This window comes from Halobacillus litoralis (assembly GCF_009856355.1).
Classification (GTDB): Bacteria; Bacillota; Bacilli; order Bacillales; family Halobacillaceae; genus Halobacillus; species Halobacillus litoralis_B.
In genome coordinates this window covers 574211-587192 of record NZ_WMEW01000001.1, presented here as the reverse complement: position 1 = coordinate 587192, position 12982 = coordinate 574211, and the positions used below count along the sequence as shown (strand labels likewise).

12 protein-coding genes are annotated in these 12982 nt (G+C 45.9%); 6 read left to right on the top strand and 6 right to left on the bottom strand.

The annotated features are described in order from the left end of the window. Positions 1–44 precede the first annotated feature (44 nt). On the bottom strand, positions 45–995 hold the full coding sequence (locus tag GLV97_RS02695; protein WP_160888922.1) for a PD-(D/E)XK nuclease family protein: 951 nt from the start codon (positions 993–995) through the stop codon (positions 45–47). A gap of 29 nt (positions 996–1024) precedes the next feature. After that, positions 1025–1348 carry an MGMT family protein gene (locus tag GLV97_RS02690; protein ID WP_160888921.1) on the bottom strand — a complete coding sequence of 108 codons (324 nt, stop codon included), beginning with the start codon at positions 1346–1348 and terminating at the stop codon, positions 1025–1027. 110 nt (positions 1349–1458) lie between these two features. Here GLV97_RS02690 and thiD point away from each other — a divergent pair, with 110 nt between their 5' ends. Beyond that, positions 1459–2262, top strand: coding sequence for a bifunctional hydroxymethylpyrimidine kinase/phosphomethylpyrimidine kinase (gene thiD / locus GLV97_RS02685; RefSeq protein ID WP_160837075.1), 804 nt, complete (start codon positions 1459–1461; stop codon positions 2260–2262). Positions 2263–2316: 54 nt separating this feature from the next. On the opposite strand, the gene GLV97_RS02680 is transcribed toward thiD, so the two are convergent. From GLV97_RS02680 to GLV97_RS02665, 4 genes are all read right to left on the bottom strand, one after another. Further along, positions 2317–3258 (bottom strand): rhodanese-related sulfurtransferase, encoded by a 942-nt coding sequence (locus tag GLV97_RS02680; RefSeq protein ID WP_160837074.1) that lies wholly within the window; start codon positions 3256–3258, stop codon positions 2317–2319. Between the two features lie 88 nt (positions 3259–3346). Continuing rightward, entirely contained in the window at positions 3347–4705 is a 1359-nt protein-coding gene (locus GLV97_RS02675) for an MFS transporter (protein ID WP_160888920.1), read from the bottom strand. 83 nt (positions 4706–4788) lie between these two features. Next, complete coding sequence (locus tag GLV97_RS02670) at positions 4789–5337, bottom strand: cysteine hydrolase family protein (protein WP_160837070.1); 549 nt, start codon at positions 5335–5337, stop codon at positions 4789–4791. A gap of 48 nt (positions 5338–5385) precedes the next feature. Next, positions 5386–6615, bottom strand: a complete 1230-nt coding sequence (locus GLV97_RS02665) for an MFS transporter (RefSeq protein ID WP_202410548.1) — start codon at positions 6613–6615, stop codon at positions 5386–5388. Between the two features lie 313 nt (positions 6616–6928). Between GLV97_RS02665 and treP the strand changes: the two genes are divergently transcribed. From treP to GLV97_RS02640, 5 genes are all read left to right on the top strand, one after another. Further along, on the top strand, positions 6929–8338 hold the full coding sequence (gene treP / locus GLV97_RS02660; RefSeq protein ID WP_160837069.1) for a PTS system trehalose-specific EIIBC component: 1410 nt from the start codon (positions 6929–6931) through the stop codon (positions 8336–8338). 23 nt (positions 8339–8361) lie between these two features. After that, a complete protein-coding gene (gene treC, locus GLV97_RS02655) occupies positions 8362–10047 on the top strand; it encodes an alpha,alpha-phosphotrehalase (protein ID WP_160840942.1) in 1686 nt (561 codons plus the stop codon). A 42-nt stretch (positions 10048–10089) separates the two neighbouring features. Next, positions 10090–10785 (top strand): trehalose operon repressor, encoded by a 696-nt coding sequence (gene treR, locus GLV97_RS02650; protein ID WP_423784955.1) that lies wholly within the window; start codon positions 10090–10092, stop codon positions 10783–10785. Positions 10786–10873: 88 nt separating this feature from the next. Continuing rightward, the gene (locus tag GLV97_RS02645; protein WP_160888918.1) at positions 10874–11377 is read left to right on the top strand and encodes a DUF6933 domain-containing protein; all 504 of its coding nucleotides are present in this window, start codon (positions 10874–10876) and stop codon (positions 11375–11377) included. A gap of 171 nt (positions 11378–11548) precedes the next feature. Next, the gene (locus GLV97_RS02640) at positions 11549–12949 is read left to right on the top strand and encodes an MBL fold metallo-hydrolase (protein ID WP_160888917.1); all 1401 of its coding nucleotides are present in this window, start codon (positions 11549–11551) and stop codon (positions 12947–12949) included. Positions 12950–12982 lie beyond the last annotated feature (33 nt).

Here is a 12982-nt window from a genome sequence, read left to right as displayed (position 1 = left end):
TCTAGAATGTTTTCTGCTAATTGTTTAGCCTTTTCTCTTCTTTCTCAAACATTCGGATCTGAAGGGAAGCAGAGCTCCTGATAATTGCACCGCGCACAAATGGAAGGATTGCTCTGCATCGGAAACTGCTGGAGGGGGAGAGGTTCATTTTTATCCGGATCGGCCAGGTAAAGCTTCATCTGCTCCATGCTGATTTGATAAAGGTTCTGGACATTGATCAGATCCTGCTCGTCCAGCTGGTGCTCGACATGTGTGCCGTCAATCAAATATTCGTTTCGGATAACGATGTCGTCCAAAGATGGAATGTCATACTTTTGAAGCAGGTACAGAGCGTAGAGAGAAAGCTGGCTCCGGTCTTCCTCGGAGGATTTTCCAGTCTTCCAGTCGACAATGATCCATTTGTTTCTCGCTGTGTCTTTGTACACAAGGTCCATCACGACAAAGATTTTCACGCCGTCCGCTTTCATGAAACGGAAGGTTTCCGATTCTATAAATTCCATCGATTGTTTATCTTGAACATCCTTGAATGTCCGGCTGTTAAAGAAGTGTTTGACGACATGCTGCAGACGGCCTGTGATTTTCTCCACCTTTGCTTTTGGAAGTGTGCTGGACTGGCTGTAATAGATCTCGTGCAGCATGGTGTAGTGCTTCGGTCTGTTCATCCACAGGTGTTCTTTTTTCGTGGATTCAATGAAGCCGCGATTCAGGTGATGGCGGATGTCATCTAAAAGATGCTCCTCGGTCGGCAGGGTCTCATTCCTGCGCACTTTCTGCAGCGTTTGATAAATCAGGTCGTGGACAATGCTTCCAAACAACATTTCCAGGCTGGTGATTTTCTTTAATCGATAGGCGTGTCTCGCTAAAGAATCCGCCTGGCGAAGCCAGCCGTTATGGGAAACATAATAATCGTAGGCGTATTTTCTGGAACAGGTCAGCATGGTCTTGTGACGGGAAAGTGACCAGGATAATTCAGGGTATGGTTTGATTTCAAACATAGAAAAACATCCTTTATCCAAACATTAAGCTATATGGATTCATAAGGTTCATGATTGGTGTATTGATAAGTTTCCAGGGACACTTTGTTATGGAGCACAACGACTCCTTCTTGTTGCAGCAGGTTACGCTGGACGGCGGCTCTGTCTTCATCTTGAAAAGCAATCCGGCCCTGGGCATTCACTACACGATGCCAGGGAAGCTGGTGTTTGGAACTCATGCTGTGAAGCACCCGTGAAACCTGTCGTGCGGCACGGGGATTGCCGGCTGTACGGGCCACCTGTCCATAGGTCATGACGTGTCCTTCAGGAATCTGTTTAATGATGGTTATGGTTCTTTCGGTGAACGGTCTCATCCTCACGTCTCCTTTGTCTTCATTCTACAGGATAGCGAAGGGGACTGGATAGCTTTGGACCTTTTGTTTTTGTTACAATTTATGAACAGAGAAGAAAGAGGAGGTCCATGATGGGACAAATACCAAGAGTCTTAAGTATCGCTGGTTCAGCCTCTCAGGGCAGTGCAGGCATCCAGGCGGATTTGAAGACATTTCAAGAATTCGATGTATACGGAATGAGTGCCATAACAGCTCTCGTTGCCAATAATAAAAGAACAGAACAGGGGATTTTTACACAGCCGCTGTCGTCTGTCGAAGCTCAAATCTATGCTTCTCTTGAGCATGTAGGTGTAGACGCCTTGAAAACAGGAATGCTGTTCAATGAAGAGATCATAAAGAGGACAGCCGAAATCATCGGGGAATCACAGATGGAAAATGTAGTGGTGGATCCCGTCATGGTCGGGAAAATGGGATCCCAGCTCCTAAAGGATGAGGCTGTTGAAACCCTTATGAACGAACTGCTTCCTTTGGCAAAAATCATTACGCCCAACCTTCAGGAAGCGGCTCACATGCTGGGTATACCGGTTCCGGAAACACCGGAGGATATGAAGGCAGCAGCACGGGATCTGTATCATCTCGGTCCGGATTATGTATTGATTAAAGGGGGAGCATTAAAAGATTATCCAGCTGTCGACATGCTGTATGATGGCAGTGGAATGATTGAACTGGAATCTGAGCGTGTTCAGACGATCCACACAAGCGGAGCAGGGTGCACATATTCCGCCGCCATCACCGCTGAACTGGCTAAGGGAAACGAAGTGGAGGAGGCTGTCCGGCGGGCCAAATCGTTCGTAACGACGGCTATCCAGCATGCTTTATCCTTTGACCGCGGAATAGGTTCCACCTATCATGCCGCTCATCGACTCAGGAAGTGAGCGTAGATGGAATAAAAAAAGGCTTGTTCCTATGGGAGGAACAAGCCTTTTGGTTTATCCGTGAACACGGTCGTATTTATCAATCTGCTTTTTCTGAACAGCATCCCAGCGGTTTTCCGGGTGCTCTTTACATTCAGTTGTGCAGGCTGCATGCTGTTCTTCTTCACAAGCTTCACAGCAGACATACTGACGGTTGCAGACAGGATTGCTGCAGTTGATCATCCGGTCTTCGGGTTTTCCACAGTGTTCGCATTCAGCAATGACCTTCTCTTCTACGTGGTTGACAGGAATAGAGATACGCTCATCAAAGACGTACATCTTCCCATCGAACAGTTCACCTTTAACTTCCGGGTCCTTGCTGTACGTTGTAATTCCACCTTCAAGCTGGTATACATCTTCCACGCCGTTTTTCTTAAGGATGCCGGTCAGCTTTTCACAGCGGATGCCTCCTGTGCAGTAAGTCAGGACCTTCTTGCCCTTCCACTGGTCGGCATTTTCAGCAATCCATTCAGGGAATTCACGGGAGTGATTGACATCCGGCTGAATAGCGTTACGGAAATGACCGATCCGGTATTCATATTCATTTCTGCCGTCGATGACGATCGTATCATCATCCTTCAACATTTCATTGAATTCCTTCGGCTTTAAGTGTTTACCTCCGAAGGTTTTAGGATCGATATCATCTTCCTCGATGCTCCAGTTGACAAGCTCAGGCTTCACGCGGCAGTGCATTTTTTTAAATGCATGGCCTTCATGCTCATCCATCTTGAAGTGGATGTCTGCGAAGCGCTCATCGGAGCGGACATAGTTCATATACTCTTCTACCTGTTCCACTGTACCTGAGACGGTTCCATTGATCCCTTCATGAGAAACAATGATTCGTCCTTTCAGCCCGAGATCCTTACAGAATTTCAGGTGGTTCTGGCAATACTCTTCGTAATCAGGAAGGTCAACATACTTATAATACAGCAGAACTCGATAATCTTTTGAGCTCATAAGTGATTCCTCCTATTGTTCTATCTATATCAGTTTGGGTTAATTAAAATTTTTCCATTCTCCATCATATTCGATTATACAGGAAATTTCAAATGTCAGTTTTTTGAACGTTTGGAACTTCAGGCTTTCTTGTGTATATGGCCAGTGTCAGGGTGGACAGTGCCATAAGCAGAATCAATATTCCAAACGGCAGGGTGAAGTCAGACACGGTGTAAGGCTGCTGCCTGAAATCCAGCAGAATCCCCGCAAGGACAGAGCCCGAGGCACTGCCGATAAACTGGATCTGCTGTTTAAGCCCGATCCCGGCGCCAATCTGGTCATTGGGGAGAATATTGGATACTTCATTCGTGGAACTGGACGACAAGCTGGAAAATCCGAAGCTTGTAAACATATACCCGACCATAATGAAATAGGCGCTTACCCCGGAGGACGTGTAAAAGATAATGCCGGCAATGATTAGTAATACCTGCGACAATAATAAGATTCTGATGTTTCCGTAGCTGTCAATCAGCCGTCCGATATATACCGCAGCGACAGCCGAAAGCATCGCACCCGGGAAAATAATCAGCCCCGTGGCAGCTGCTCCTTTCCCATATACCTGTTCAAGCATAATCGGCATCAGAAATAGAACAGCAAAGTGAAGAGTGAAGCCGAGAAAGCTCATATATAAGATCTTCCGATATTGAGGGTTCTTTAATATCTCAGGTTGAATAAATGGTACAGCCGTATGATTGATTCTCCGCCATAACAACAAAGCGGATAAAATACCCCCGGCTAAATACCACGGGGTAAAGGTGGAAAAGTATAACAGGAAAAAGGTGGCCGTACCTCCTGACCATACTGCTCCCCACATATCAAAGCTTCCCCGTTTAATGGTTTCAGCCGGCATGACTCTGTAAAGGACAGGAACGATGAATAAAACCATGACGGTTACAACAAATAAAAAATTCCAATTGACGTAGTCCGTAATGAACCCGCCGGCCACCGGTCCCAGACCGAAACCGAGGGAGGAGGAGGAAGCGATTAGTGCATAAGCACTTCCCCGGCGTTCCGGCGGTATATACCTTCCAGCGAATACCATGGACAGCCCCGGGATGGCAGCGGCGCCCACCGCCTGTAACAGACGTGCGGTCAGCAGCCATAGATAGGAATCCGCAAAGAATCCCAGAATGGAAGATAAACTGAAAATGGTAATCCCGATCGTCAGCAGATGGCGGATGGGGATATAATCCGTTAAACGAGTATAGGTAATCGTAAAGACAGCCAGGACAATGGAGTAGCCGGAAACAATCCAGGCACCTTCCGACGGCTCCAGTGAAAACTCCTGAAGTATGCTCGGGAGCGCAATATTAAACATCGTTGTATTCATTACAACAATGAGGACAGCAGCACTTAAAATAAACACGGTTTTAAAATATTTCATCGACGGTTCAGGTGAGGGTGACATTATCATCACTCCTTTCCTTTAAATTCTTTGGTGTCCATAAGAAAAGCTTCCGCTTCCACACCGGGAAACGAAAGCTGCGCCTTTTATATGACCTTGGCACCAAGGGTGGTTTCAAAATGGGACAGCGCCCATGCATGACCAGCTTCATTGAAGCTCGCCGTACCTTCTCTATAAATGGTCAGCGAATATCCGAGATTATAGGCGTCCACAGCTGTATGAAGCACGCAGATATCTGTGCATACGCCTGTAAGATGAAGCTCTGTCACGCCCCGTTCGCGTAATTTCATATCAAGGTTGGTACCAGCAAAAGCACTGTAACGGGTTTTGTCGATGTGCAGTACCGAAGGGTTGGCTGCATTCGCCGTATAGACGTCTCCTGTCTTTCCATACAAGTGTCTTCCTTCCGACCCTCTTATATTATGAGGAGGAAAGAGCTTCGTTTCCGGATGATAAAGATCATCTTCCTCATGAATATCGACCCCGTAAACAAGCAGCTGCCCCTGATCGATAAATTCCCTGCTCAAATGGGTGAGGAATGGATCGAGCGCCTGAGCTGCTTTTCCGCAGGTTAACGCCCCTTCATCCGCCACAAAATCATTCGTGTAATCAATGACTAGTAATGCACGGTTCATCGAACCCCTCCCGGAATGTCTTTACACCTATATTAACAGATCATTCGGCTAATGACTGGATGCGTGCCTGAATACAGGCTTGCTTTTGTGAAGGACCAAAAATAACAGGATACCGGAGAATAAGAGTAAACCACTGGTGACAAAAAACACCATGGAAAATCCATAGACTCCTGCGACCATGCCACCCATGGCAGGGCCGATGATGTTTCCGAGAAAGCGGAGGCTTGTATTGTATCCAAGGACTTCCCCCTGCATAGCTACAGGGGCTTCCTGTCTAATATAAGCCGTTCGAACAGGGATGATGCCCCCGATGGATACACCGAGCAGGAATCTTAAAATAACGAGTTCCCATATATTCGTAACAAAGGCGGCGGGAAGATACACAACTCCGGCCATAATAAGAAGAAAGATGAGAATTTTGACATACCCGATCCGGTCGGCGACCTGTCCCCATCTTCTTGCCATCATTAAGTTCCCCAATCCCGCTGCGGAAAATGCAATGCCGGAAAATAAAGCCAGGTTTTCAGGGCCGTGAAGTTCTCCGACAAATAAGGATAGAATCGGCTGAATACTAAAGTGTGCAACTTGGACAAACAGCGACACCACCATAACCATCAGCAGGAGTGGGTGGTGAACAATATGGCTGAGCACTTCTTTCGTGCTATAGCTGGTCTTCTCATCGGCACTTTCCTTTTTCACCTTCTGTTCATGTACACCGAAAAAGACGATGATGGCAGACAAGGCTACAGTGAAGGAAACATATTGGAAGGTAGCGGCGTAACCAATCGAATCCGCAATCCACCCGCCGAGCAGCGGACCAAGGAGACTGCCGGTTATACTCCCGGTCTGAAGGGTTCCGAGTACCCGTCCGGCCATATCTTTAGGCGTCTGTGTGGAGATAAGCGCCTGGGACATGGGAATAAATCCGGTGAATACACCCATAAATAAACGCAGGAAAAAGAGCTGCCATACGGACGTGGCAGACCCCATGAGGAAGACGGATAATGCCAGGCCGAGCGCAGACATGACGAGTATATTCTTACGTCCGTACCGATCTCCAATCTTTCCCCATATCGGTGAAAATATAAAAGCTGTTACAAATGTGATGCCAAACACCCAGCCGGACCATGTCTGGACATAGGCATCTGAAAAATCTCCAAATGTTTCAATATACAATGACAAAAAAGGAAGAACCATTGTGATACTTCCTGCAATAAAGAAATTTGCAAACCACATCATCCAAACATTTTTCCTGGCTTCTGCTGTGTTGGTCTGCATGAATATCCCTTCTCCCTATTTATTTCGACACCCTAAATATATAACATAACAGAAATGGAGAAAAAAACAATCTGCTTATATAGTCATGTAGTTTTCGCCTATTTTCGTCTGCCTGCGGACAGGGGAAGAATTCCATTTATAAATCCTTGATGTTAACGGTTGCATAACTTGTATATACAAATTATAATAAAGACATATCATGTATATACAAGTTTAGTTTGAAGGTTGTTGAAAGCGTTTAATAAACCCGCTTTGAAAACCGTAGATGAACCTCGTTGTTTGGGAAGAAAAAATAACATCTGGAGGTAAGGATATGAATCATAAAAAACAGGCCGAAGAAATTCTAGAAGCCATTGGTGGAAAGGAAAACCTGTCAGCAGCGACGCACTGTGTCACACGGCTCCGTCTTGCGCTGCATGACGAAGGTATTGTCGATCAGGAAAAATTGAATCAGATTGAAGCCGTTAAAGGTTCCTTTTCTACTAATGGACAGTTCCAGATTGTCGTTGGACAGGGAACGGTGGATAAAGTGTATAAGGAATTTGTAGCACTTGCCGGGATTGGGGAGGCTACAAAAGAAGAAGTGAAAGAAGCGTCAAGCGAAAAAATGAATCCGCTTCAACGCGCGATTAAAACGTTAGCGGATATTTTCATTCCGATTCTCCCGGCGATTGTAACCGCTGGTCTCCTGCTTGGAATCAACAACCTGCTCACAGCCCCTGATATTTTCTTTGATAATCAGTCCTTGATTGATGTATATCCTCAATGGTCTGATATCGCAAATATGATTATCATTATAGCCAACACGGCATTCGTGTTCCTGCCCGGGCTGATCGGGTGGTCAGCAGTTAAGAAATTCGGCGGCAGTCCGATCTTAGGGATTGTCATAGGACTTGTGCTCGTCCATCCGGATCTGTTGAATGCCTGGTCCTACGGAGAAGCGGTTTCTGAAGGATCGGTTCCTACGTGGAATTTATTCGGAATGACCGTGGAGAAAATCGGTTATCAGGGTCAGGTCCTGCCGGTTCTGGCTGCGGCCTATCTGCTGACTAAGATTGAGTTGTTCCTTCGCAAGAGGATTCCGGACAGTATTCAACTGCTGTTTGTAGGCCCCATTGCTTTACTGGTCACTGGCTTTTTGACTTTCATTATCATCGGCCCCATAACGTTTGCTATTGGAAACTGGATTACAGATGGACTTGTAGCTGTATTTGATACGTTCTCCTGGCTTGGCGGTCTGATTTACGGCGGCTTGTACGGGGTGCTCGTAATTACTGGTATGCACCACACTTTCCTTGCTGTGGATATCCAGCTTGTCGGTTCTACAGGTACGACATTCCTATGGCCGATGCTTGCCTTATCCAACATAGCCCAGGGCTCAGCAGCCTTCGCCATCTGGCTTGCTTCCAAGGATGAAAAACTGAAGGGTCTTGGTGTATCCTCAGGAGTGTCCGCATGGCTTGGAATTACAGAGCCAGCCTTATTTGGTGTAAACCTGCGTTTCAAATATCCATTCATCATAGCGGTCAGTTCCTCCGCCATTGCCGGATTGTACATCTCAGCTCAAGGTGTGCTGGCTAATTCGATTGGAGTCGGCGGAGTGCCGGGGATCTTCTCCATCGTCAGTGATTACTGGGTGGACTTTACTGTAGGGATGATTATTGTCATCGTTCTTCCTCTTGTAGGAACTTATCTCTATGCGAAACGTAAAAAAGACGTATAAAACTAGGAAATGGTGGTGAGGTCATGAATGAACAGCCTTGGTGGAAGAGAGCGGTTGTCTATCAGATCTATCCGAAAAGCTTTAACGATACAACAGGGAATGGAGTCGGGGATATTCAGGGGATCATTGAGAAACTGGATTATCTGAATGAACTCGGAGTGGATGTCCTCTGGCTGACTCCGATGTATAAATCCCCTCAGAATGATAACGGATACGACATCAGTGATTATTATGAGATTCATGATGAATATGGAACAATGGAAGACTTTGAGCGGCTGCTTCATGAAACGCACGAACGCGGCATGAAACTGATTATGGATATTGTCGTAAACCATACCTCGACCGAACATCAGTGGTTTCAGGAAGCCCTTCAGTCGAAAGAAAGTCCATACAGGGACTATTACATCTGGAAAGATCCAGTGAACGGCGGAGCGCCTTCCAACTGGAAATCGAAGTTTGGAGGGAGTGCCTGGGCCTATGATGAAAAAACCGGCCAGTATTACCTTCACCTTTTCGATATTACCCAGGCGGACTTGAATTGGGAAAACGAACAGGTGCGCGGGGATATTTATGAAATGATGCGCTTCTGGGGAGAAAAAGGCGTAGATGGTTTTCGCCTGGATGTCATCAATCTGATTTCCAAGAATCAGTCTTTCCCTCATGATGATGGATCGAAAGCCCCTGGAGACGGGCGTAAATTCTATACGGATGGTCCGCGTGTCCACGAATTTATGCAGGAAATGAACCGTGAAGTTTTCCAGCCTTATGATTTGATGACAGTAGGGGAAATGTCTTCAACTACGGTTGATCACTGCATCAAATATACAGCTCCTGAACGTGGGGAACTGAGTATGACGTTTAACTTTCACCATCTGAAAGTGGACTATCCAGGCGGAGAAAAGTGGACAGTGGCCGACTTCGATTTTCATGACCTGAAAGCCATTTTATCCAAGTGGCAGAAGGAAATGAATGAAGGGGGAGGCTGGAACGCTCTATTCTGGTGCAACCACGACCAGCCGCGCGTCCTCTCAAGATTTGGCGATGACGTGAACTATCCGGAGGAATCCGGAAAAATGCTTGCAACTGTTATTCATATGATGCAGGGCACGCCTTATATTTATCAGGGAGAAGAGTTTGGAATGACCAATCCTAAATTCGACCATATCGATAAATACCGGGATGTGGAATCACTGAACATGTATGAAGAATTTAAAGGAAAAGGGTTCGATGATGAGCAGATTCTGGCTGTTCTAAAGCAGAAATCCAGAGATAATTCACGGACACCTGTGCAGTGGAATGACAGCGCCAATGCTGGATTCACAGATGGTACGCCATGGATCGATCCTGCAGATAATTACAAAACCATTAATGCAGAAGCGGTTATGCAAAAGGAAACATCGATTTTCCACCATTACCGCAGGCTGATAGAGTTGAGAAAATCCCATGATATTATTACGTTCGGGGATTATCAGCTTCTTACGCCCGATCATCCTCAGGTTTTTGCCTATCTTCGTGAATGGAACGGAGAAAAGCTGCTGGTCGTCAATAATTTTTACGGAGAAGATACCACGTTCCCTGTTCCGTCATCCGTAGATACTCAGGAGAACACAGAAGTGCTGGTCAGCAATTATGATGACTCTCCTTCTTTCCGTACAGAAATATCACTGCGTCCTTACGAATCTGTGGTTTATTATTTCCCGGGCAGGTAAAATGGAACAGGGGGATAAACCTTGAAGAATAAATACGTCGTAATCTCTAATGAACTGGTAAAAAATATTCAGCAGGGTGCCTTTTCTGCCGGGGACACACTTCCATCTGAACATGAGCTGTGTGCTCAGTTTGAAACATCCCGGGAAACGATCAGAAAGGCGCTGAATTTACTTGCCCAAAACGGTTATATACAAAAAGTGCGTGGGAAGGGTTCTGTCGTTCTGGAACGGAACAAATTCAAATTTCCTGTTTCAGGTCTTACCAGTTTCAAAGAACTGGCCGACCAAATGGGACAGGAAGTAAAAACGAGGGTGCACGAGTTGGCCATCGTTAAACAGGCCGCCCATGTCCGGAGACAGCTGGGCTGTCCGGAAGATGCAAAGCTTTGGAAACTCATCCGCTCAAGGGAAATTGACGGAGAGCGGATCATTCTTGATAAAGACTATATCCGGGAAGATTTAATCCCTGATATTACGAAAGAAACAGCGGAGCAGTCTCTCTATTACTATATAGAAGAAGAGCTGGGGCTTGAGATCAGTTTTGCGAAAAAAGAGATCGTGGTCGAAGATGTTACGGATGAAGACAGAGAGCTGCTTGATTTGAAGGGTCATCAGCAGGTGGTCGTCATTCGAAGTTATGTCTACCTTGCGGACACGACAGCTTTTCAGTTTACTGAATCCAGGCACCGCCCTGATAAGTTTCAATTTGTGGACTTTGCCCGGCGGACGAAAGCTTGAACAAAGGAGGGCCATAGTGGTTCTCCTTTGTTTTTTATTTGGAAAAAGGTAAAATAGGTGTAGCTGAAGAATTGAAAGAGGTGGAATGATGTTCGTCATTGGTGCTACAAAAAAACTACAGAATGAATTGAAATCCCCTGTTCGTGATCTTAATGACTATCAGGATGTTCCTGGGATCTATAGATGGCATGCCAACTTGATAACCGTAAAGGGTAAAAAATGTCTCCTTCTCATGAACAATGAAACAGGGATGAACTTGACGCTCCTCGGTTTAAAAGAAGAACAATTTGAGCATCTGGATAATGTCATTAAAGGGTCCCTTCAGCAGCTGTTTCAATTGCTGGATATTGATAAAAAGGCGGCCTATTACATCCTTGATGCTACTGAGGAAATCGTTTATACCAAAACAGAAAATCGCAGCGTTATAGGGATGATGAATGAAATCAAAGCGAGAATCGATGAGATGGTCCATGATCTGACTTATGAGGAAATCGATGCGGTAGCTTTGAATAAGGGGAATAATACGATTCCTATGGGGCCTCTCAACGACATAGATCCCGTCACAGCGGTAAATAAATATTTTGAAGAGTAGGTGCACACGTCTTTTCGTGTGCTTTTTTTTATGGTGGCGGGTTCCTGACTGAGTTGTTCTGTGTTTTTTCTTTACCAAAGATGGTAAAGGTATCTATAAGTTTCTTGGTTTTACATACGGTGTGGGGTATGTTATAAATTCAATATAAGCTTTTTAAGGAGGATGCAAACGATGTTTTTTAAATCATTTTTCGATGAAGAATTAGCCCAGATGTCTTATATGACCGGCTGCCAGAGAACGGGTGAAGCCATGGTGATTGATCCGGCACGTGATATAAATCCTTATCTTGAAACAGCTGACAAAGAAGGATTTACGATTACGAAAGTTACGGAAACGCATATTCATGCGGATTTTCTTTCTGGAGCAAGAGAACTGGCTCAGCACACTGGAGCCACTTTGTATCTGTCCAATGAGGGAGATAATGACTGGAAGTACCAATATTTAGATGAAGTAGACCACGTGTTGCTGAATGGCGGAGACCAGTTTCACGTAGGAAATATAAAATTTGATGTTCTTCATACCCCCGGGCATACCCCGGAAAGTATATCCTTCGTGCTTACAGATGAAGGAGGGGGCTCCGAGGTTCCTATGGGGATCTTTACAGGAGACTTCGTATTTGTAGGAGACGTGGGTCGTCCGGATCTGTTGGAAAAAGCTGCTGGTTCTGAAGGGACATCGCAGCAGGGGGCGCGCCAAATGTTCCAATCCCTGGAGGCGTTCAAGGAACTCCCTGATTTTCTTCAAGTCTGGCCGGGGCACGGAGCCGGAAGTGCGTGTGGGAAATCATTAGGAGCCGTACCTGTGTCTACAGTAGGTTATGAAAAAGCGAATAACTGGGCACTTCAACACACAGATATCGATGAGTTCACGGATGAATTAATTGATGGGCAGCCGGAACCACCGAAATACTTCGGCATGATGAAAAAATTGAACAAAGAAGGTCCATCACTGGAAAAGGAACGGGAAGTGAAGAAACTGACAGTCGATCAACTCGAAGAGTATCGAGGAAATGACGCTGTCATTATTGATACGAGAGAGAAGTGGAGCTTCGCTGCAGGTCACATTCCGGGTACGATCAATATTCCTTATAATCGATCATTTTCCAACTGGGCCGGATGGCTCGTTGACTATGACCAGTCCATTGTACTGATTGGTGAAAGCAGTCTGCTCACTGATATGAAGAAATCATTGGAAGCCATCGGTCTGGATGACGTCACAGCCTATGTGGATCAGTCAGATCTGAGCCGGGTCGGAGGACTTGAAACTTATACGTCCATCACTCCCGAGGAACTGGAGGCTCAGTACAAATCCGATGATCAATATGTAGTTATCGATGTGCGGAATCCAGGAGAATGGGAGGCAGGCCATATGGATCAGGCCCGGCATTTGATGCTTGGACATTTGAAAGACAGCCTTGAACACATTCCGAAAGACCGGACGCCAATCGTTCACTGCCAATCCGGTGTTCGTTCTGCCATTGCCGTAAGTCTGCTTCAGGCCAATGGCTTTAAGGATACCATCAACCTTAAGGGCGGATATGCGGCCTGGAAAAAACAAATGAATCAAGCCTGATCAAAACCACGGTCTTGTTTATAAGGCCGTGGT